This window comes from Azospirillum oryzae (genome assembly GCF_008364795.1).
Lineage (GTDB): Bacteria > Pseudomonadota > Alphaproteobacteria > Azospirillales > Azospirillaceae > Azospirillum > Azospirillum oryzae.
Genome location: NZ_VTTM01000018.1, coordinates 55680 through 76414 on the forward strand (window position 1 = coordinate 55680; position 20735 = coordinate 76414).

Genomic DNA, 20735 nt, shown 5'->3' on the forward strand with positions numbered 1-20735 from the left:
GCGCCCGCCATGGCCGATCCCCGTCCCAAGAAGGCCGGCGCCACTCCGGCGAAGAAGGCGGCGAAGAAGACCGTCAGGCGCCGCAAACCCGCCGCCACGCCCTCGCCCCACCGCTCCGCCCGCGCCCGCTGGGCGACCTCGCTGGCGGGCGCGCTGGCGCTGGGGCTGGCCGGCTGGCTGCTGCTGCCGCGTCTGGCCGCATCCGCCGCCCCCCACCTGCTGCCGACCATCCAGGCCGACTGGAGCGTCCGTCTGCTGCCGCTGGTCCTGGCGCTGGCGGTGTGGATCGCCGTCAACCGCCGCATCGACGGCCGCGAGCGCGCCGCCAACGCCCGCCTGCTGGAAGCGCTGGCCGCCGGCCGCGATCCGGAACTGAAGGCCTCGCTGGAGGAGATCGGCGTGGTGCGCAAGCGCCTCGACGCCGTGCTGGCCCAGCTGCGCAAGCGGCGGGGCGGGCGTTATCTCTACCAGCTGCCCTGGTATCTGGTGATCGGCGCCCCCGGTTCGGGCAAGACGACGGCGCTGGCCAACACCGGCCTCGCCACCCCGCTGCTCAACGGCACCGTCACCGGGCCGCTGGCCGGGCTGGCCGGCACCCGCAACTGCGACTGGTGGTTCACCGACCGCGCCGTGCTGATCGACACCGCCGGCCGCTACACCACCCAGGACAGCCGGCGCGCGGTCGACGGCCGGGTGTGGTCCGGCCTGCTCGACCTGTTGAAGGAGCATCGCCCGCGCCAGCCCGCCAACGGCGTCCTTCTCACCGTCAGCATCCCCGAACTGACCGGCTGGACCGATGCCGAGCGCCGCAACCACGCCATCCTGATCCGCCAGCGCCTGAACGAGCTGCGGGTGCAGCTGGGCGTCCGCCTGCCGGTCTATCTGCTGCTGACCAAGGCCGACCTGCTGGACGGCTTCACCACCTTCTTCGACCCGCTGGACCGCGAGGCGCGCAGCCAGATCTGGGGCCTGACCCTGCCGGCTGAAGAACCGGAAACCGCCAGCCCGCTGCCCGTCTTCCGCGACCTTTATGCCGGTCTGGTGTGCCGGCTGGACGAGCGGCTGCTTGACCGGCTGCACCAGGAACCCGACATCCGCCGCCGCAGCGACGCCTTCACCCTGCCGCTGCGGGTGGCGGAGCTGGAGCCGGCGCTGGCCGACATCGTCGACACCGTCTTCGGCTCCGAACATGGCGAGGAGACGCCGCGCCTGCGCGGGCTCTACCTGACCAGCGCCACGCAGACCGGTGGCCCGCTCGGCCTGCTGGAGCCGGAGGCCGACGGCCCGGCCTCCACCTATTTCCTCGACCGGCTGCTGCCCGAGGTCGTCTTTCCGGAGGCCAACCTCGCCCAGGTCGACCGCGTGGTGGAGCGCACCCGCCGCCGCCGCAACGCCCTGTCCGCCGCCGCCGCCCTGCTGCTGGGCGCGGCGCTCGGCGGCTGGTGGATGGTCAGCGCGCGGGGCAACGCCGCCCTGCTGGACCGTGCCGATGCCGGCGCCGCGGCGGTGGAGGCGGCGCTGCGCCCGCTCGACACGCCGCCGCGCGCGCTGATGCGGGTGGACGATGCCGACCCGGCGGCGATCCTGCCGGCGCTGAACGGCCTGCGCGCCCTGCCGCACGCCTTCGACGATGCTCAAAGCTGGGCCGAGCCGAAGCTGGCCGGCGGGCTCTACCAGGGCGCCCGCATCGCCGTCCCGGCGCGGGAGGCCTACAGCCGCGCCCTGCGCAGCCAGTTCCTCGCCCGCATCGCCCTCAGGCTGGAGGAGCGACTGCGCGCCGACTGGGCCTTGCCCGACCAGCTGCGCCAGACCCTGCGCCTCTACCGCATGGTTGGCGGGGCCGGGCCGATGGACGCCGGCGCGCTGGCGGAATGGCTGGCGCTCGACTGGCAGCGCACGCTTCCCGGCCCGGTCAACGAGGCGGCGCGCCGCGCCCTCGGCGACCATCTGGCCGCGCTGTTCGCCGTCGGCTTCGCCCCGGTCCCGCCCGACGAGGCGCTGGTCGCCCGCGTCGAGGAGGTGCTCGCCGAATCGACGCCCCAGCCGGCCCCGCAACCGATCCCGGCCAGCCGGGCCGCCCTGCCATGATGGGTTCGTTCGGCATGCCGCGTGGCATTGCCGCCGGGATGGGCGCTGGGCTGGGCGCCGATCCGGTGATGGGCTTCCACGGCAAGGTCCCGGCGCGCGGCGATTTCGTCGGCCACGGCCTGCCGCCGGCCGTGCTCGGCCCATGGGACCGCTGGCTGTCGGCGGCGCTGGGCGAGGCCGGCCGCCAATTGGGCGCCGAGTGGGAGTCCCTGTTCGCCCAAGCTCCGGTCTGGCGCTTCGCCCTGTCGGCCGGCCTGTGCGGCGCCACCCCGCTGATCGGCGTGTGGATATCCAGCGCCGACCGCGTCGGCCGTCCCTATCCCTTCACCATCGCCGCCGGCCTGCCCGCCGGCTTCGACATCGCCGACGCCCCCGCCGCCTGCGCCGCGTGGCTGGCCCGCGCCGAGTCGCTGGCGGCCGACGCCTGCCGAGCCGGCGCCGATGTGGAAGGTTTGCCGGCCCGCCTCGCCATCCTCGGCCGTCCGGAGCCGGAGCGTGTCGGCGCCGCCACCCGCGCCCTTCTCGGCCGCCTGTCCGGTCCCTTGGGCGCGGATGCCAGCCTGTGGTGGACCCGCGGCGCCGGCCGCATCGCGCCGTCGCTGCTGTCCTGCCCCGGCCTCCCCGCCGCCCCCCGCCCGACCGCCTTCCTCGACGGCGCCTGGACCCGCTGGGGCTGGGAGAACGCCGAGGAGGGGTAGGGGGACATTACGGCGTCCCCGCCATCTCGCGGTCGAAGCGGGCCAGCGCCTCTTCCAGCCCCCATTGCACCTGCGCCTTCTCGCTGCGCTCCGTCACCGCGCGGCAGGCGTCCTCATGCACCGGCGGGGTGCAGCCGGGGGCGGACCACAGGCTGTCGCCGGGCAGGAAGCTGTGCTCCAGGCTGGCGCGCGCCAACCCGACCAGATCGCCATAGCCCAGCCCGAACTCCTCGACCGCGCGCTGCAGTTCGTTGGTCAGGTCGATCCTGCTCACACCTTCATCGTCGGTGGACAGCACCACCGGCACGCCTGCAGCGCGATAGACCGGCAGCGGGTGGGCCTTGCCGCTGACGCCCAGGATCTTGTCGTTGCTGGTCAAGTTGATCTCCACCGCCACCTTGCGCGCAGCCATCGTCCGCAGCAGGCCCTGGGGATCCTCCTCATACATCACGTCGACGCCATGGCCGATACGCCTGGCCCCGGCGATCTCCACCGCCTTGCGGATGTGGTCGCGCAGCCGCTCCGGCGGGACGAGGCCCAGCGTCAGCTCGCCGGCATGCAGGGCGACGTTGGTGCCGGGATTGCGCCGCTTGGCCTCTGCCACCATGCGCATGTGCAGGTCGTAGTCGTCCAGCGCCACCGGATTGTCCTCCGGCGCCACGAAGTTCAGGCCGACGACCCGCGGCTCCTGCGCTTCCAGCAGGGCGTTGAACAGGGTGGTGGCGAAGACCGGCCCCGGCGCCTGCGTGCGCGACACCTGCTGGAGGTAGCGTACCGACACCGCGCAGCCCGGCCGCGCCGCCGGCGTGCCGCAGCCCAGCACGCTGCGCATCCGCGCCTCGGCCGCGTCGATCTCCTGCCGGGCCGGGGCGACCAGCGCCGGCAGGCCGGCGGCGACCAGCCGGTCGGCGGTGCCCGGCAGGTCGGCCGCCGCCTGCGGTGTCCAGGGGAATGCCTTGCCGATGGCGGCGGCCGGGCCGGTGCCGAAGGACACCATCAGCTCGACATGGCGCTCGCCCTGCCGGCCGGCGCGGTCCACCACCTCGGCCAGCAGATCGCCGGTGGAGGAAGCGGCGGCGCGGAACCGCCCGAAGGTGGCGAAGAACTGGTCGTGCAGGCTGTAGCCGGAGACCGGCAGCGCGTCGCGCGTCGACAGCGCGTCCAGCGCCACCGGATACAGCACGCCGTCGGCGATCACCGCCGCGGCGCCCGGCCGCCCGGCCTTGGCGTCGCAGGGCGCCTGCGCCGTCGGCGCCACCAGCGTCTTGCCCTTCACGTCGAAGCAGAGGTCGGCGTCCGCCGCCATCCGCATATAGGTCTCGGCATAGACGGCGCCGGTCAGGTGGCTGTGCAGGTCCGCCCCCTTGGGCATGCGGTACAGGAAGGCGCGCAGCTCCGGCGGGCTGGTCCGCACCGCCTCGAACCGCCGCGCCGCCGCCGACCCGGCGACATCGCCCCCTGCGGCGCCGGCGCCGCCCATCTCCGCCGTGGCGCAGCCCGCCAGCAGCAGCGTCGTCGCCAGCGCCCCCGTCACGCCGCCCTTCATGCGCCCGATCATTCCCACGTCCGACATGCACCCGACTCCTCATTCTCCTTTTGCGGGTATTCATGCCGTGGTAATCGCGCGAGCGCAATGGCCCAGCCCGGTGGAAGGTTGCGGATCGAAAGGCTGTAGCGGGGCGGCAATTCCCGGTATGGTGCGGCGATCTTTTCGTGTTCCCGCCGTACCCGCCGTCTTTGGAGCCGCAGCGATGACCGACACCCCCGCCCCGACCCTGCTCGACGCGGCCAAGCGTTTCCGCAGCAACGATCTGGCGGGGGCGGAACAGGTCTGCCGGGCGATCCTGGCGACGGATCCGCACAATGCCCAGGCGCTGCATCTGCTGGGGCTGGTCGCCGCCCACACCGACCACCCCGAGAACGCGCTGGCCCTGTTCGCCCAGGCCATCGCGGAGAACGGCAACGACCCGTCCTTCCACAACAGCCGCGGCAGCCTGCTCTTCCAGCAGGCCCGCCCGGCGGAGGCGGAGGAGGCGTTCCGCGCCGGCCTCGCCATCAACCCGCGCCTGCCCGAACTGCACGGCAACCTCGGCAACGCGCTGAAGGCGCAAAGCCGGCTGGAGGAGGCGGCGGACTGTTTCCGCAGCGCGCTGGACCTGCGGGCGCAAGCGCCGGAGATGCACCATTTCCTCGCCGCCACCCTGCGCGAGCTGGGCGATCTGGAAGAGGCGGAACGGCATTTCCGCACCGCGCTGGAGCAGGCGCCCGACTATCTCGACGTCCATTACAGCCTGGCGGAGCTTCTCTCCACCCGCGGCCGGCTGGCCGAGGCTGAGGCGGAGTTCCGCACCGTGCTCGCCGCCGCCCCGCGCTTCGTCCCCGCCCAGGTCGGCCTCGCCCATGTGTTGCAGAGCCTGGACCGCGCGGCGGAGGCCATCGAGGTGATCGAGGCGGCGCGCGAACAGGCGCCCGACCACCCGATGGTGAAGTTCACCCGCCGGCTGATCTACTCCAACGCGGTGCCCGGCTGGCACCTGCCGATGATCAATGATTTCGAGCGGAACGAGGCCTACAAGCAGTCGCTGGAACGGGCGGTGAAACCCGATTCGCTGGTGCTGGAGATCGGCACCGGCTCCGGCATCGTCGCCATGATGGCGGCGCGCGCCGGCGCGAAGAAGGTGGTGACCTGCGAGGTCAACCCGATCCTGGCCCGCGTCGCCAAGGAAACGGTCGCGCGCAACGGCTATGCCGGCCGCATCGACGTGGTGCCGCGCCTGTCCACCCAGCTGACGGTGGGCGACGGCGGCGACCTGCCGGAGAAGGCCGACGTCTTCGTTTCCGAACTCATCAACATCGGCATGCTGGCCCCGCGCATGCTGTCGGTGCTGCAGCATGCCCGCACCCATCTGGTGAAGCCGGGCGGCGCCATCATCCCGCGCGCCTCCACCGTCTACGCCATGCTGGTGGAGACGCCGGAGCTGGCCCGCATCAACCCGGTGGAGACCATCGACGGCTTCGACATGGGCAGCTTCGACGTCTTCCGCTCCCCTGGCTACCAGCAGATCGACCTCGGCGCCGACGCCCACACGCCGCTGTCCAAGCCCTTCACCGCGCTGGATTTCGACTTCACCCGCAACATGCCGGAAGAGGGAGAGCGGGTGATCGACGTGACCATCGTCACCGCCGGCACCTGCCACGGCGTCGCCTTCTGGTTCGACCTCTTCATGGACGAGGAAGTGGTCTACAAGTCGGAAAGCCGCGCCCGCACCAACCACTGGAAGCAGGCGATGACCTTCCTGGAAAAGCCGATCGCGCTGTCGGCCGGCGACCGCCTGCGCATCGTCGCCCGCTACGACAACAACCAGATCTCCTTCGGGGTGGACGGGTTGGCGGGGGGCGAGCAGGGGTAAGCGGGCGTGACCGGAGCCGCTCCGTCCCCCGACGCCCCATCCCGCCGCGCCATCGCCTCCTGGTGTCTCTACGACTGGGCGAATTCGGCCTACAACACCATCATCACCACCTTCGTCTTCGCGGTCTATTTCGCCCGCGGCGTTGTCGGCGATCCGGTGGAGGGCACGGCGCGGTGGAGTGCCGCCATGACGGTGGCCGGCGTGGCCATCGCGGCGCTCAGCCCGGTGCTGGGCGCCATCGCCGACCGCGCCGGGCGGCGCAAGCCGTGGATGGCGCTGTTCACGCTGGTCACGGTCCTGTTCACCGCCGCCCTGTGGTGGGTGCGTCCCGATCCGGCCGACGCCGTCTTCGCGCTGGCCTGCGTGGTGGTCGCCACCGTGGCGTTCGAGCTGGCCAACGTCTTCTACAACGCCACCCTGCCGGGGCTGGTGCCGGCGCGGCTGCTCGGCCGCGTGTCGGGCTGGGGCTGGGGCATCGGCTATTTCGGCGGGCTGGCCTGCCTGGTCCTGGCCCTGGTCGGCTTCGTCAAGGCACCGGCCCCGCTGTTCGGCCTGTTCGGGATGGAGTGGGCCGACTGGGGACCGCAGGCCAATGTCCGCGCCACCGTCCTGCTGGCCGCCGCCTGGTACGGGCTGTTCGCGCTGCCCTATTTCCTCTGGGTACCCGACGAGCCATCCACCGGCCACGGCCTGATCCGGGCGGCGCGCGAGGGGGTGGCGACGCTGGCCGCCACGCTGCGTCAGGTCCGGCGCTACCGCGAGGTGGCGCGCTTCCTGGTCGCCAGCGCCTTCTACCGCGACGGCATCAACACCATCACCGCCTTCGGCGGCATCTTCGCCGCCGGCACCTTCGGCATGAGCTTCGAGGAAATCCTGGTCTTCGCCATCGCGCTCAACGTGGTGGCCGGGGCGGGAGCCATCGGCTTCGCCTGGATGGATGACCGGGCAGGCGCCAAGCCGGTGATCCTGATCGCGCTGGCGGGTATGGCGCTGTGCGGCCTGCCGCTGCTGCTGGCGACCGAGCGGCTGTGGTTCTGGGTCTTCGCGCTGGGGCTCGGGCTGTTCTTCGGACCGGCGCAGGCGGCCGGGCGGTCGATGATGGCGCGGCTCGCCCCGCCCGGCATGGCGGGCGAGATGTTCGGGCTCTACGGTCTGACCGGCCGCTTCGTCGGCTTCTTCGGGCCGCTGCTGTTCGGGCTGGCGACCCAGGCTTTCGACAGCCAGCGCGCCGGCATGGCGACGGTTCTGGCTTTCTTCGTCATCGGCTTCGGGCTTATGCTGGCCGTTCGCGAACCGGCCCGTTAGAAAAAGGGCCGCGTCAAAGCGCCGCACGTGAGACCATTCGAGGGCAGAGCTGTTACCTTCGTTTTTGCTGCGACGCACAAATGTCGAAGCCGAGGGGCACGGACCATGCTGCACATCAAAGACATCGAAGCCTTCGCCCGCATCAACGAAGCGCTGAACGATGATTCGGCCGAGGCCGATCAGGCCGGCCATGACACCGCCGCGGCGGGTCCTGCCCATCCCGCGCTGGTGATGGCGATGCTGGCGACCGGCCGCCTTCCCCTGTCGGCCCTGTCCAACTCCACCGCCACGCCGAAGGACGCCACCCCGAAGGACGCCGACCCGCTGGCGCCCTGGGGCCGGATGTTCCGCCGCTCCTGACGGTTCACAGCAGCGACAGCTGGTCCCCCACGGCCGGCGGCACCCGGAAGCGGCTGCAGTCGAGTTGCCAGCTCCGGCCGCCCAGCCCATGCTTGCGGCAGGCCAGCTTGAAGCGATGGCGCAGCAACTCGGCGTAAGGACCGGTGCCCTTCATCCGCGTTCCGAATCCGGAGCGGTAGAGCGCGCCGTCGCGGCTCTGCCGCATCAGGCTCAGCACGCGGTCGGCGCGGTTGGGGACGTGGACGCGCAGCCATTCCTCGAACAGCCCGGCGATCTCCAGCGGCAGGCGCAGCAGGATATAGTTGGCGGCGGTCGCCCCGGCACCGGCCGCCGCCTCCAGGATCGCCTCCAGTTCATGGTCGTTCAGGGCGGGGATCATCGGGCTGGCGAGCACCGCAACCGGCACACCGGCTTGCGTCAAGCTGCGGATCGCCTCCAGCCGGCGCGGCGGCGTGCTTGCCCGCGGCTCCATCACGCGGGCGAGGTCGCGGTCCAGCGTGGTGACGGAAAGCGCCACCGACGCCAGCCCCTCCGCCGCCATCGGCGCCAGGATGTCCAGATCGCGCAGCACCAGCGCCGATTTTGTGATGATGCTGACCGGCTGGTGGAAGTCGCGGCAGACCTCCAGCACGCGACGGGTGATTCCCTCCGTCCGCTCGACCGGCTGGTAGGGATCGGTGTTGGCCCCCAGCGCCAGCGGCTGGCATTCGTAGGATTTCGCCCGCAGCTCCTTCGCCAGCAACTCCGCCGCATTGCGCTTGGCGAACAGTTTCGTCTCGAAATCCAGCCCCGGCGACAGTCCCAGATAGGCATGGGTCGGCCGGGCGAAGCAGTAGATGCAGGCGTGCTCGCACCCCTGGTACGGGTTCACCGACCGGTCGAAGGGGATGTCGGGCGACTGGTTGCTGGTGATGATCGACTTGGCCGACGCCGGGGCAACGGTGGTGCGGACGGGATCGGACAGCGCCTCGTTCCCGCCCTCCGCATAGCCGGTCCAGCCGTCGTCGGTCAGGACGCGGGTCTCGCGCTCGAACCGCCCGGTGTCGTTGCTGACCGCCCCGCGGCCCTTGATCGGGGATCGCCTTATCTCGTCCATGCCCGCAGCTTAGCCGTGGCGGAGTGGAACGTAAAGCGAACAACAGGGGGATGCGGCCCGGCGTTCGATCACCCTACCCAACAAACATAAAGATATCTTTATGCTTGCATGGTTCCGATGCCGCTGATACACCGATGGCCAATGACAGAGGCAAGGCCGGGAATTCGATCCGGCCGGCCCCAATCACCACTGCCCACCAGGAGTCATCCCTCATGGCCGCCGAATTCACGGACTACAAGGTCAAGGACATCAGCCTCGCGAACTGGGGCCGCAAGGAGATCACCATCGCCGAGACCGAGATGCCGGGCCTGATGGCCCTGCGGTCGGAATTCGGCGACTCCAAGCCGCTGGCCGGTGCCCGCATCGTCGGCTGCCTGCACATGACCATCCAGACCGCCGTGCTGATCGAGACGCTGACCGCGCTCGGCGCCACCGTGCGCTGGTCCTCCTGCAACATCTTCTCGACCCAGGACCAGGCCGCCGCCGCCATCGCCGCCGCCGGCATCCCGGTCTTCGCCTGGAAGGGCGAGACGGAGGAGGAGTTCTGGTGGTGCATCGAGCAGAGCCTGCGCGGCCCGGACGGCTGGACTCCGAACATGATCCTGGACGATGGCGGCGACGTCACCCAGATCATGCACGACAAGTATCCGGAGATGCTGAAGGACGTCCGCGGCCTGTCGGAAGAGACCACCACCGGCGTCCATCGTCTCTATGAGATGATGAAGAAGGGCACGCTGAAGGTCCCGGCCATCAACGTGAACGACAGCGTCACCAAGTCGAAGTTCGACAACCTCTACGGCTGCCGCGAGTCACTGGTCGACGGCATCAAGCGCGCCACCGACGTCATGGTCGCCGGCAAGGTCGCCGTGGTCGCCGGCTATGGCGACGTGGGCAAGGGCTCGGCCGCCAGCTTGCGCTCGCAGGGCGCCCGTGTCCTGGTGACGGAGATCGACCCGATCAACGCGCTGCAGGCCGCGATGGAAGGCTATCAGGTCGTGACGATGGACGATGCCGCTCCGCAGGGCGACATCTTCGTCACCGCGACCGGCAACGTCGACGTCATCACGCTCGACCACATGCGCGCCATGAAGGACCGCGCCATCGTCTGCAACATCGGCCACTTCGACAGCGAGATCCAGATCGAGGCTCTCCGCAACTACAAGTGGGAAGAGGTCAAGCCGCAGGTCGACGAGGTCGTCTTCCCCGACGGCAAGCGCCTGATCGTCCTGGCCCAGGGCCGTCTGGTGAACCTGGGCTGCGCCACCGGCCACCCCAGCTTCGTGATGAGCGCCAGCTTCACCAACCAGGTGCTGGCCCAGATCGAGCTGTGGACCAACGCCGCCAACTACGAGAACAAGGTCTACGTCCTGCCCAAGCACCTGGACGAGAAGGTGGCCCGCCTGCATCTGGACAAGATCGGCGCTAAGCTGACCGTCCTGAGCGACAAGCAGGCCGAATACATCGGCGTCAACGCCGCCGGCCCGTACAAGCCGGACCACTACCGCTACTAAGCGGCTGATGGGTTGAAAAAGAAGGGCCGTCCCATCGGGGCGGCCCTTTTTCTTTGCGGCACTTGAATTGTCATCTGCCGACGGCGGCAGAGGGCGGTCAGAGCGGCAGCGTCACCGTGGCGCGCAGGCCGCCCTCGTCGCGGTTCGCCAGGGTCACGTCGCCGCCGTGGCCGCGGACGATGCTGCGGGCGGTGGACAGGCCCAGGCCGACGCCGCCGGTGTCGCGGGAACGGGAGCGTTCCAGCCGGTAGAAGGGGGCGAAGACCTTCTCGAACTCCGCCTCCGGGATGCCGGGGCCGTCGTCGTCGATGTGGATCAGGGCATTGGGAGCGTTGGCGGCGTTGGTGCCGTCGGTGCCGGTCTCCAGCCGAACCGTGAAGCCGCCGCCATACTTGATGGCGTTGTCCATCAGGTTGGCCAGCGCCCGGCGCAGCGCCACCGGACGGCCTTCGGCGACCACGTGGGCAGGGCCGTCGTAGAGGGCGCGGTGGCCGGCATCGACGCGGTCGTCGCACAGGCTCTGCAGCAGGTCGGCGAGGTCGAAGCGGCCGCGCGGCTCGCGCTGGGCGTCGTCGCGGGCGAAGGCCAGCGTGGCGGAGATCATGGCCTCCATCTCGTCCAGGTCGGCCAGCATCCGCCGCTGCATCTCCGGATCGTCGACCAGCTCGGCGCGCAGGCGCAGGCGGGTGATCGGCGTGCGCAGGTCGTGGCTGATCGCCGCCAGCATCTGGGTGCGGTCGGCGACGAAACGGGCGAGCCGCGCCTGCATCCGGTTGAAGGCGCGGGTGGCGGCGCGCAGCTCCCGCGGGCCTTCCTCGGTCAGCGGATCGGCCTGACCGTCGACGCTGAGCCGTTCGGCGGCGGCGGCGAACCCGGCGAGCGGCGCCGTCACCCGGCGGGCGGCCAGCAGCGACACCAGCAGGATCACCGCGACGACCGCCCCCATCCACAACAGGAAGCGGACGATGCCGAAGGGACCGGCCAGCGGATCGCCGCCGGTGAAGCTGAGCCACGACCCGTCGCCGAGCCGCACCGACAGCCGGACATGCGGCCCCCAGCGCCGCGGTTCGTCACCGCCCAGGAAGGGCGGGTGCGGGTGGTCGTCGCCCCGGACATCGCCACGAGGCGGGCGCTGGACCTCTACCAGGATGTTGCGGTCGGCGGTGTCGAGGGAGTCGCTCAGCCGGCGTTTCAGCCCCTCGAACCGGCCGCTGGAAATGGCGTCGGGCGCCAGCGGCGGCGGGCGGTCGGAGCGCCATTCGACGCGCAGGACCGGGTCGTCGATGGCGCGCACCACCCGCTCGCGGCCCGGCGGCGGCGTGCTTTCCACCAGTTGGACGATGGCGGTGATGCGCTGGATCAGCACGTTGGGGCCGTGGATCGGCGGCCCTTCGCTGCGGTCGGTCAGATAGACCAGCGCGCTGATCGCCTGGGTCAGCAGCAGCGCCAGCACCACCGTCAGGGCGATGCGCGCGGCAAGGCTGTCGGGGAAGCCGAGGCGCAGGCGGCGAAGGCTGCGGCGGCGGGCCAGCCTGGATTTCGCCGTCATCTCTTCCGGCCGGGCGGTCATGGCGCCAATCCGCCGCTGCTGACGGTCGGAGTGAAGAGATAGCCGCCGCCGCGCACCGTCTTGATCGGCGTCGGTTCTGCCGGATCGGGTTCGATCTTGCGGCGCAGCCGGCTGACCTGCACGTCGATGGAGCGGTCGAAGGGCACCGCCGAACGGCCGCGCGCCAGATCAAGAAGCTGGTCGCGGGTCAGCACCCGCTGCGGATGCTCGACGAAGGCGACCAGCAGGTCGTATTCGCCGGCCGACAGCTGGACCAGCACGCCGTCGGGCGAGCGCAATTCCCGCTTGGTCAGGTCGAGCGACCAGCCTTCGAAGCGCAGCACCGTGCCGGCCGCCGCCGGGGCGCCCGCCACCGGCGGGGCGGAGACGCGGCGCAACACCGCCTTGATGCGGGCCAGCAGCTCGCGCGGACTGAAGGGCTTCGCCAGATAGTCGTCGGCGCCCATCTCCAGCCCGACGATGCGGTCGGTCTCCTCCCCCATCGCAGTCAGCATGATGACGGGGGTCTGCGCCGTCTGCGGCGTGGCGCGCAGCCGGCGGCAGAGCGACAGCCCGTCCTCCCCCGGCAGCATCAGGTCGAGGACGATCAGGTCGACGCGGGCGCCGTCGAGCGTGCGCATCATCTCCGCCCCGTCCCTGACCCCGGTGACCCGGTAGCCGTGCTTGGTCAGGAACTGGGCGACGAGGGAGCGGATTTCGCGGTCGTCGTCGACGACGAGGAGGTGGGGCGTGCGGTCCATGGCCCCATGATCGGGCGAGGCGTCGCGGGCGTGAAGGGGAAATGTGTAACGCCCGGTTACGGGAGGCGGGGCGGTTACACTCTGTTACCAAATGACCGGTTTGCGGACATTCGACCGCAACGTTCGGCGCCCATTGTCTGGTCATCGGGACAGCGGCGGCGATGCAGCCGGCACCGTCCCAACGGAATAAGCCCCCTCCATCCGGGGTTTAGAGAGCACCAAACACTGAGGAGTCGACACCATGAAACGCGCCCTTCTGACGTCCGCCCTGCTGGTTGCCGGCCTCGGCGTGGCCGTTCCGGTCTTCGCCCAAGGTGGCCCGGCCGGTGGTCCCGGCATGGGTCCGGGCGCCGGCATGGGTCCCGGCGCCGGCGGACCCGACCGCCACTTCGCCCGCATGTGCGAGGACCAGGAAGCCCGTCTGGCCGGCAAGCTGGCCTATGCGGAAAAGAAGCTGAACATCACCGAGCAGCAGCGCGCCGCCTGGACCAAGTTCGCCGACGCCGCCCGCTCCAGCCTGAAGCCGACGCAGGATCTGTGCGTCAAGTTCAAGGACGCCCCGCCGCCGGCGGCCCTGCCGCAGCGTCTTGAGCGGGCCGAGCAGATGATGCAGGCCCACCTGCAGCAGATCCAGACCGTCCGCCCGGCGCTGACCGACCTCTACGGCCAGTTGACGCCCGACCAGCAAAAGCAGGCCGACCGCATGCTGAACCAGGGTCCGGGCGGCATGGGCGGCCGGATGGGCGGCCACCATGGCGGCTGGGACCATGACGGCCCGCGCCACCACGGCATGGGGCCGGGCAAGGGGCCGGCGCCGGCACCGCAGGAGCAGCCCAAGGGCTGACGTAACAGATCGGCCAACGTAACAGAGACAGACAGGCTCCCGGCGGCACCCCCAAGCCCCCCAACGCTGCCGCCGTGAGACTAAGGGCCGCCGAACCCCCATTCGGCGGCCCTAGTCACCTTCATGCTCGTCTCGAAATACGGGATGCCCCCATGAGTGCGCTTGATCTCTCTCCGCTGTTCTTCAGCCTGTCGATCATGAGACAGGATTACCAGTTGATCCTGGGCATTGCCCGGAGCGGGCTCCAGTCGCTCAGGACCCTCCGCGCACCGGCACACCGGCATTGATGAGCTGACACCAGCCATCTGGCATCGGCCATCCGGTATTTGCTTCCGGTGCCGGTCGACCGGTCACCCCGGCGCAATCGCCATACATCGCCAAGCCGCCGCTTGCATTGCGGGCTTTCGCACCCCAAAGCTTAACCCTATGACGTCCTCTCACGCTTCGGCGGGCGGCGGTCTCGGGCGGGGGGGCCGTGTGGTCGCCGTGCTGGGGCCGACCAATACCGGCAAGACCTATCTGGCGATCGAGCGCATGCTCGGTCACCGGTCCGGAATGATCGGCTTTCCCCTGCGCCTGCTGGCGCGGGAGAATTACGACCGCATCGTCTCGATCAAGGGAAAGAACGCCGTCGCGCTGGTGACGGGGGAGGAGAAGATCCTGCCCCCCAACCCGTCCTATTGGGTCTGCACCGTCGAATCGATGCCGCTGGACCGCGCCGTCGATTTCCTGGCGGTGGACGAAATCCAGCTCTGCGCTGATCCGGAGCGCGGCCACATCTTCACCGACCGGCTGCTGAACGCCCGCGGCATGGTCGAGACGATGGTGCTGGGGTCCGATTCGATGCAGCCGATGATCCGCCGGCTGGTGCCGAAGGCGGAGTTCATCAGCCGGCCGCGCTTCTCCCAGCTGACCTATGCCGGCTACAAGAAGCTGACGCGCCTGCCGCCGCGTTCCGCCGTTGTCGCCTTTTCCGCCACCGACGTCTATGCCATCGCCGAGATGATCCGGCGCCAGCGCGGCGGCACCGCGGTGGTGCTGGGCGCGCTCAGCCCGCGCACGCGCAACGCGCAGGTCGGGCTGTATCAGGCGGGAGAAGTGGATTATCTGGTGGCGACCGACGCCATCGGCATGGGGCTGAACATGGACGTCGACCATGTCGCCTTCGCCCGCATCGTCAAGTTCGACGGCTTCGCCCCGCGCCGCCTGCGCCCCGCCGAGGTGGCGCAGATCGCCGGCCGCGCCGGGCGCCACATGCGCGACGGCACCTTCGGCACCACCGACGAGGTGGGGGAGCTGGACGCCGATCTGGTCAACCGCGTCGAGAACCACGAGTTCGAGACGGTCAAGGCGCTGTCCTGGCGCAACAGCGACCTGCGCTTCGACACGCCGGGCTTCCTACTGAAATCGCTGGAGGAACGGGCGCCGATCCAGGAGCTGTCCCGCGTGCGCGAGGCCGACGACCATCTGGCGCTGCAGGCGCTGGTGCGCGATCCGGAGATCATGGACCTTGCCCGCGGCCGGGACGCCGTGAAGCTGCTGTGGGAGGTCTGTCAGGTCCCCGATTTCCGCAAGGTGCTGTCGGATGCCCACACCAAGCTGCTGGCCCAGGTCTTCCGCAGCCTCCGAGGACCGCTGCGCCGGCTGGACGACGACTGGGTGGCCAAGCAGATCGCCCGGCTCGACCGGACGGAGGGCGACATCGACGCGCTGGTCGCCCGCATCGCCCATATCCGCACCTGGACCTACATCTCCAACCGGCCGACCTGGCTGAAGGACCCGCTGCACTGGCAGGAACGCACCCGCGCCATCGAGGACCGGCTGTCCGACGCCCTGCACGAGCGGCTGACCCAGCGCTTCATCGACCGCCGCTCCGCCACGCTGTCGCGGACGCTGAAGGACGGGCGGTCGCTGCTGGGCGGCGTGCGCGCCGACGGCGAGGTGGTAGTGGAGGGGCACGTCGTCGGCAAGCTGGAGGGCTTCCGCTTCGTGCCCGACGCGCCCGACCGTTCCGACGAGGCGAAGTCGCTGCTGACCGCCGCCCGCCGGGCGCTGCGCGACGAACTCGCCAAGCGGCTGCGCGCCTTCGAAGCGGAGCCGGACGACGTCTTTGCGCTGGGGCCGGACGGGGTGCTGAGCGCCGACAATTTGCCGGTGGCGCGGCTGGCCGCCGGCCCGTCGGTGCTGGCGCCGCTGGTGGTGCCCTTCGACGAGGGCATGCTGGATCAGGCCCAGCGCGAGCGGGTGCGGGCGCGGCTGGACCGCTGGCTGAAGGACCATATCGCCGCCCGGCTGAAGCCGCTGTTCGCGCTGTCCGGCGCGGAGGGGCTGTCGGGGGCCGGGCGCGGGCTGGTCTTCCAGCTGGTCGAAGGGCTGGGCGTGCTGCCGCGCGCACCGGTCGCCGACATGGTCGAACGGCTGGAGCGCGAGGACCGCAAGGCGCTGACGAAACTCGGCGTCCGGCTGGGGGTGTCGCACCTGTATCTGACCGCACTGGCCAAGCCGGCCGCGGTGAGTTTGCGCGGGCTGCTGTGGGCGGTGGCGAAGGGCCATCCGCTGCCGGTGCCGATCCCGCCGCCCGGCCGCGTGTCGGTTGAGGCGCCGCCGGTGAAGGAAGGTGGCGCGCCGCCGGCCTTCTGGGAGGCCATCGGTTATCCGCTGGCCGGCGGGCGGGCGTTGCGCGTCGACATGCTCGACCGGCTGGAAACGGAACTGCTGACCGCGTCCAAGGCGAACGCGCCGATCCGCGAGGTGGCGCTCGGCCAGCGCGTCGGCCTGTCGGCGGAGGAGCTGGGGACGGTGCTGACCGGGCTCGGCTATGTGCGGATCGTCGCCGAGGACGGGGCGGTGACCTGGAAGCGGAAGCGGCCACCCAGGCAGCAGCAGGGAAACAGGCAGCGGCGCGAGCGGCCGACGAACGAGGACCATCCGTTCGCGAAGCTTCGGCAGTTGTCGGGGATGTGAGGCATGATGCCCGCGAAACACCTGAACGGAATCGACAGACGGAAACGCCCATGAGCAACACCGACACCGAAGACTCCACCCCCGGCCGGCTGCGGATCGACAAGTGGCTTTGGTATGCGCGCTTCTTCAAGACGCGCAGCCTCGCCGCCAAGCTGTGCAACGACGGGGGCGTACGGCTGTCGGGAGCGGTGGTGACCAAGGCGCATGCGGCGGTGAAGCCGGGCGACGTGCTGACCTTCGCGCAGGGGCGGCACATCCGCGTCGTCAAGGTGGTGGCACTGGGCAGCCGGCGCGGGCCGGCGCCGGAAGCCCAGACGCTGTACGAGGACCTCGCCCCGCCGGTGCCGGAGGAGCGGCTGCAGGATCCCTACCGCGCGCCGGGCGCCGGGCGGCCGACCAAGCGCGACCGGCGGGCGATCGATGCTCTGCAAAGTGAAACCGATTAAGCGGCTCTGCTGATTGTTGCTCGAAAAAAGTGAGACCGCCTCTTAAACGGAGGCGGGACCACCCCCATCTGGCAAGGCTGGACAACAGACCAGATGCGACAAGCGAGCACGATCATGAGCGAGAAGACCCGACCTTCGAGCCTTTCCGCCACCTCCACCGGAATGCGGGGCGCCCGCGCTGCCACGGCGGTGGCGGTTGCCCTGGTTATGGCGCTGGCCGCCGGCACTGCCGATGCCCGCGCCGGCAAGAGCACTTCCTCGGGTAGCCGCGGCAGCCGCACGACCGAGGCGCCGGCCGCGACCTCCACCGCCCCCAACGCGGTATCGCCGATGGAGCGCTCGGCCGCTCCGCAGGCGTCGCCGGGCATGCAGCGCCCGGGTTCCACCGCCCCGGCGGCGGCGCCCTCTCGCGGCTTCTTCGGCGGCGGCTTCATGTCGGGCCTGATGGGCGGCCTGATCGGCGCCGGCATCGGCGCGATGCTGTTCGGCGGCGGCTTCTTCGATGGACTGGGCAGCTTCTCCGGCATCCTGGGCTTCCTCCTGCAGATCCTGCTGGTCGTCTTCCTGGTCCGGCTCGCCATGCGCTTCTTCCGCAACCGCTCGCAGACGGCCAACACCGCGGCGTCGGGCGGTCCGCTGGGTGGGAACCGGCCGGCTTATGCCGGTGGTCCACTCAATCGCGATGCGGCCGATGCCGGCTACAACCCGGTTGGCGGCGGCCCGGTCGGCGGCATGGGTGGCGGCAACGCCGGCCCGGCCCAGCGCCGTCAGGCGGCCGACGAGATCGGCATCCAGCCGAGCGACTTCGAGGCGTTCGAGCGGCTGCTCGTCACCGTCCAGACCGCCTACGGGCGCGAGGATGCCGACGCGCTGCGCGCAGCGACGACGCCGGAGATGTTCGCCTACTTCGGTGACGATCTGACGGAGAACCGCAACCGCGGCGTCGTCAACAAGGTCAGCGACGTCCGCCTGCTGCAGGGCGATCTGGCAGAGGGCTGGCGCGAGGGGGCGCAGGAATACGCCACCGTCGCCATGCGCTTCTCGCTGATCGACGTCACGGTGGACCGCGCCAGCGGCCGGGTGGTCGAGGGCAACGCCTCGCAGCCGACCGAGGCGACGGAGCTGTGGACCTTCGTCCGCCCCCGCGGCGGCCAGTGGCAGCTGTCGGCGATCCAGCAGACGCACTGACGCTTGCGGATTTGACAATGCGAAACGCCCCGGCCGATCGGCCGGGGCGTTTTCGTTTGCGTCGAAGGCGGTTTATGCCGTCGGCAGCACCACCGCGTCGGCGGCGCGGAAACCCAGCCGCACGGTCTCGCCGGGGACGAAGGCCGGCTCCTGGCCCAGATGCGGCATCTGCACGGTCAGGCCTTCGTCGAGGAAGGCGTTGACGAAGGCGCCCTCGAAGTCGCTGTGGCTGACGCGGGCGGTCAGGCTATTGTCGCCGTCGCCCGCCCCCAAACGGTCCGGAGCCAGCCGCTCCGGCCGGACATAGAGGGTGGCACGGTCGCCCACCGCCAGCCCGCGCGGGTTGCGGCCGCGCAACGGCCCGAAGGCGGTGTCGAGCACCGCCCAGCCGTCCGCCGCCTGGGTGACCGGACCGGAAAAGCGGTTCGATTCGCCGACGAAGGACGCGACGAAGGCGGTCTCCGGGTGGTCGTAGATGGTCTTGCCGTCGCCCACCTGTTCCAGCACCCCGCGCGACATCACGCCGATGCGGTCGGACATGGTCAGTGCCTCGCCCTGGTCGTGGGTGATGTAGATGAAGGTGACGCCGGTGCGCTTCTGCAACTCGCGCAGCTCCGCTCGCATGTGCTGGCGCAGCTTGAGGTCCAGCGCGGAGAGCGGCTCGTCGAGCAGAAGCACCGCCGGTTCCACCGCCAGCGCGCGGGCGATGGCGATGCGCTGGCGCTGGCCGCCGGACAGGTCGGTCACCCGCTTGTCCGCCGTATCGGGCAGCGCCACCAGTTCCAGCAGTTCCCGCACGCGACGCTTGCGGTCGGCCGACGGCACGCCGCGCACCTCCAGCCCGAAGCCGATGTTGTCCGCCACCGTCATCAACGGGAACAGGGCCAGGTTCTGGAAGATCAGCGCGGTCGGCCGCTTGTTCGGGCCGATTCCGCGCATGTCCTGCCCGCCGATGCGGATGACGCCGTCGGTCGGCTCCATGAAGCCGGAGATCATGCGCAGGATGGTGGTCTTGCCGCAGCCCGAGGGCCCCAGGAAGCTGAAGAACTCCCCCGCCCCGATGGTCAGCGACACGTCGCGGACGGCGACGGTGTCGCCGAACCGCATGGTGACGTGGTCGAGTTGGACGTCTTGGCTCATGGCCCCTTCCGTTCGCGGATCACGCCGCCAGGAAGCGGTCCTGATACTCGTTGCGGATGGAGACGTACCACGCATCCTGGATCGGCCACCACCACAGCTTCTGCAGCGCGTCGCCCGGATAGGCGTCGGCGAAGAACTGCTTGTTCAGGTCGGTCAGGTGGGCCTCCGCGCCGACGGCGGTGCTGGAGATGCCGGAATGGTTGGTATAAAGCGCGCCGGCCTGGGGCGTGTAGAACCAGTTGATCCAGGCATAGGCGTTCTCCAGGTTCTCCGCCTTCTTCGGGATGGCGAAGCCTTCCATCCAGGCCAGCGCCCCCTCCTTCGGCGCGACGAAGCGGATCGGCAGCCCTTCCTTGCGCAGGGCCACGGCGCTGCTGTCCCAGGTCTGGCCGATGACGCAGCCGTTGGTGCGGAAGGCGCCCTGGGCCTCGTTCTCGTTGGTCCAGAACTGGGCGACCGACTTCTTGTTGGCGGCGGCCACCTTCAGGATGGCGTCGAAGTTGGCGCGCGCCTTCGCCTCGTCCTTGAACTGGTCGCGGACGGGGTGCGGCAGCTTGCCCTGGCTTTCCAGCCACAGCGCGATGCCGATCAGCGCCGAATGGCCGCGCACCGTCACCTTGCCGGCATTGGCCGGCGCCCACAGGTCGCCGTAGCTTGCGGTACCGTAGGTCAGCGGCGCCTTCTTCATGTCATAGGCCAGCGCCTCCGTCCCCCAGTCGGCCGGGGCGAAATAGCGCTTGCCGCCGACGACGCCGCCCATCCCGGCGGAGCCCTCGACCGACGACTTCAGGCAGCCGTCCCACTTCACCTTCGATTCGTCGATCGGCTGCACCAGCTCGTACTCGACATAGTTCGGCACGCGGTCGACGGTGGGGTGGATGATGTCGAAGCCGGCGCCACCGGTGGCCTTCAGCTGGTTCAGCAGCTCGTCGTTGGTGCCGTATTCGGTCAGGGTCGCCTTGACGCCGGTCTTCTTCTCGAAGTCGGCCAGCATGTCCGGGCTGATGTAGCCGGCCCAGGAGAAGATCTTCACCGAACCCGACGCGGCGCGGCCTTCGCGCAGGACGAAGGGACCGACCGAGGCGACACCGGCCGCCGCCGCGGCGCTCTGCAGCAGCAGGCGGCGGGTGAAGCTCTTGGCGGCGCGCTGGGTCTCGGCGCTGGAGCGCTGGGACTCGGTCTGGGCGTGATCGGTTCCCATAGGATCGGTCTGGGACATGACGTCCGGTCTCCCTGGCTCTTGAATGGCGTTTGAACGGGTGGCGGCCCCGCTTAAGGCATAAAGTGTGCCTGAGACAAAAGCGGTCCGTCCATGGGGGAAGATGAAGCTCCGCCAAACTTCATAGAGCCGTCACATGAGGGGGAGTTGGCCCTC

16 protein-coding genes are annotated in these 20735 nt (G+C 70.3%); 10 read left to right on the plus strand and 6 right to left on the minus strand.

Going from position 1 to position 20735, the window contains the following annotated elements; genetic code table 11:
* Positions 1-9: 9 nt before the first annotated feature.
* Both tssM and tagF read left to right on the plus strand, forming a co-directional pair.
* Entirely contained in the window at positions 10-2088 is a 2079-nt protein-coding gene (gene tssM, locus FZ938_RS29090; RefSeq protein WP_149201656.1) for a type VI secretion system membrane subunit TssM, read from the plus strand.
* Positions 2089-2102: 14 nt separating this feature from the next.
* Positions 2103-2786: a type VI secretion system-associated protein TagF gene (tagF, locus tag FZ938_RS29095; protein ID WP_246457588.1), complete on the plus strand. Its 684-nt coding sequence runs from the start codon at positions 2103-2105 to the stop codon at positions 2784-2786.
* 7 nt (positions 2787-2793) lie between these two features.
* Here tagF and FZ938_RS29100 read toward each other — a convergent pair whose 3' ends face one another.
* On the minus strand, positions 2794-4359 hold the full coding sequence (locus FZ938_RS29100) for an adenosine deaminase family protein (RefSeq protein ID WP_149201657.1): 1566 nt from the start codon (positions 4357-4359) through the stop codon (positions 2794-2796).
* Positions 4360-4537: 178 nt separating this feature from the next.
* Here FZ938_RS29100 and FZ938_RS29105 point away from each other — a divergent pair, with 178 nt between their 5' ends.
* The 3 genes from FZ938_RS29105 to FZ938_RS29115 all read left to right on the plus strand — a co-directional run bounded on the left by FZ938_RS29105 (position 4538) and on the right by FZ938_RS29115 (position 7861).
* Positions 4538-6196 (plus strand): tetratricopeptide repeat protein, encoded by a 1659-nt coding sequence (locus tag FZ938_RS29105; RefSeq protein WP_149201658.1) that lies wholly within the window; start codon positions 4538-4540, stop codon positions 6194-6196.
* Positions 6197-6202: 6 nt separating this feature from the next.
* Positions 6203-7501, plus strand: a complete 1299-nt coding sequence (locus tag FZ938_RS29110; protein WP_149201659.1) for an MFS transporter — start codon at positions 6203-6205, stop codon at positions 7499-7501.
* 105 nt (positions 7502-7606) lie between these two features.
* Positions 7607-7861 carry a hypothetical protein gene (locus FZ938_RS29115; RefSeq protein ID WP_149201660.1) on the plus strand — a complete coding sequence of 85 codons (255 nt, stop codon included), beginning with the start codon at positions 7607-7609 and terminating at the stop codon, positions 7859-7861.
* A gap of 4 nt (positions 7862-7865) precedes the next feature.
* Here FZ938_RS29115 and FZ938_RS29120 read toward each other — a convergent pair whose 3' ends face one another.
* Positions 7866-8957 (minus strand): PA0069 family radical SAM protein, encoded by a 1092-nt coding sequence (locus FZ938_RS29120; RefSeq protein WP_149201661.1) that lies wholly within the window; start codon positions 8955-8957, stop codon positions 7866-7868.
* Positions 8958-9169: 212 nt separating this feature from the next.
* Here FZ938_RS29120 and ahcY point away from each other — a divergent pair, with 212 nt between their 5' ends.
* A complete protein-coding gene (gene ahcY / locus FZ938_RS29125; protein WP_149201662.1) occupies positions 9170-10468 on the plus strand; it encodes an adenosylhomocysteinase in 1299 nt (432 codons plus the stop codon).
* 97 nt (positions 10469-10565) lie between these two features.
* Here ahcY and FZ938_RS29130 read toward each other — a convergent pair whose 3' ends face one another.
* Together FZ938_RS29130 and FZ938_RS29135 are read right to left on the minus strand one after the other, a co-directional pair.
* Positions 10566-12038 carry an ATP-binding protein gene (locus FZ938_RS29130; RefSeq protein ID WP_149201663.1) on the minus strand — a complete coding sequence of 491 codons (1473 nt, stop codon included), beginning with the start codon at positions 12036-12038 and terminating at the stop codon, positions 10566-10568.
* Positions 12035-12778, minus strand: coding sequence for a response regulator (locus FZ938_RS29135; RefSeq protein WP_149201664.1), 744 nt, complete (start codon positions 12776-12778; stop codon positions 12035-12037). Before FZ938_RS29135 ends, FZ938_RS29130 begins: the two co-directional genes overlap by 4 nt.
* A 241-nt stretch (positions 12779-13019) precedes the next feature.
* Between FZ938_RS29135 and FZ938_RS29140 the strand changes: the two genes are divergently transcribed.
* The 4 genes from FZ938_RS29140 (at position 13020) to FZ938_RS29155 (ending at position 18220) form a co-directional block, all read left to right on the plus strand.
* On the plus strand, positions 13020-13622 hold the full coding sequence (locus FZ938_RS29140) for a Spy/CpxP family protein refolding chaperone (protein WP_149201665.1): 603 nt from the start codon (positions 13020-13022) through the stop codon (positions 13620-13622).
* Between the two features lie 426 nt (positions 13623-14048).
* Positions 14049-16586 carry a helicase-related protein gene (locus FZ938_RS29145; RefSeq protein WP_149201666.1) on the plus strand — a complete coding sequence of 846 codons (2538 nt, stop codon included), beginning with the start codon at positions 14049-14051 and terminating at the stop codon, positions 16584-16586.
* A 50-nt stretch (positions 16587-16636) separates the two neighbouring features.
* Positions 16637-17032, plus strand: a complete 396-nt coding sequence (locus tag FZ938_RS29150; protein WP_149201667.1) for an RNA-binding S4 domain-containing protein — start codon at positions 16637-16639, stop codon at positions 17030-17032.
* A gap of 114 nt (positions 17033-17146) precedes the next feature.
* The gene (locus tag FZ938_RS29155; RefSeq protein WP_149201668.1) at positions 17147-18220 is read left to right on the plus strand and encodes a Tim44 domain-containing protein; all 1074 of its coding nucleotides are present in this window, start codon (positions 17147-17149) and stop codon (positions 18218-18220) included.
* Between the two features lie 72 nt (positions 18221-18292).
* Here the strand turns inward: FZ938_RS29155 and FZ938_RS29160 are convergent, their stop codons facing one another.
* On the minus strand, positions 18293-19360 hold the full coding sequence (locus tag FZ938_RS29160) for an ABC transporter ATP-binding protein (protein ID WP_149201669.1): 1068 nt from the start codon (positions 19358-19360) through the stop codon (positions 18293-18295).
* Between the two features lie 19 nt (positions 19361-19379).
* Entirely contained in the window at positions 19380-20579 is a 1200-nt protein-coding gene (locus tag FZ938_RS29165; RefSeq protein WP_174757172.1) for an extracellular solute-binding protein, read from the minus strand.
* Positions 20580-20735: the final 156 nt, after the last annotated feature.

Coding starts and splice junctions, on each gene's coding strand:
- tssM (WP_149201656.1), top strand. CDS start 10: ATGGCCGATCCCCGTCCCAAGAAGGCCGGCGCCACTCCGGCGAAGAAG.
- tagF (WP_246457588.1), top strand. CDS start 2,103: ATGCCGCGTGGCATTGCCGCCGGGATGGGCGCTGGGCTGGGCGCCGAT.
- FZ938_RS29100 (WP_149201657.1), bottom strand. CDS start 4,359: ATGTCGGACGTGGGAATGATCGGGCGCATGAAGGGCGGCGTGACGGGG.
- FZ938_RS29105 (WP_149201658.1), top strand. CDS start 4,538: ATGACCGACACCCCCGCCCCGACCCTGCTCGACGCGGCCAAGCGTTTC.
- FZ938_RS29115 (WP_149201660.1), top strand. CDS start 7,607: ATGCTGCACATCAAAGACATCGAAGCCTTCGCCCGCATCAACGAAGCG.
- FZ938_RS29120 (WP_149201661.1), bottom strand. CDS start 8,957: ATGGACGAGATAAGGCGATCCCCGATCAAGGGCCGCGGGGCGGTCAGC.
- ahcY (WP_149201662.1), top strand. CDS start 9,170: ATGGCCGCCGAATTCACGGACTACAAGGTCAAGGACATCAGCCTCGCG.
- FZ938_RS29130 (WP_149201663.1), bottom strand. CDS start 12,038: ATGACCGCCCGGCCGGAAGAGATGACGGCGAAATCCAGGCTGGCCCGC.
- FZ938_RS29135 (WP_149201664.1), bottom strand. CDS start 12,778: ATGGACCGCACGCCCCACCTCCTCGTCGTCGACGACGACCGCGAAATC.
- FZ938_RS29140 (WP_149201665.1), top strand. CDS start 13,020: ATGAAACGCGCCCTTCTGACGTCCGCCCTGCTGGTTGCCGGCCTCGGC.
- FZ938_RS29145 (WP_149201666.1), top strand. CDS start 14,049: ATGACGTCCTCTCACGCTTCGGCGGGCGGCGGTCTCGGGCGGGGGGGC.
- FZ938_RS29150 (WP_149201667.1), top strand. CDS start 16,637: ATGAGCAACACCGACACCGAAGACTCCACCCCCGGCCGGCTGCGGATC.
- FZ938_RS29155 (WP_149201668.1), top strand. CDS start 17,147: ATGAGCGAGAAGACCCGACCTTCGAGCCTTTCCGCCACCTCCACCGGA.
- FZ938_RS29160 (WP_149201669.1), bottom strand. CDS start 19,360: ATGAGCCAAGACGTCCAACTCGACCACGTCACCATGCGGTTCGGCGAC.
- FZ938_RS29165 (WP_174757172.1), bottom strand. CDS start 20,579: ATGTCCCAGACCGATCCTATGGGAACCGATCACGCCCAGACCGAGTCC.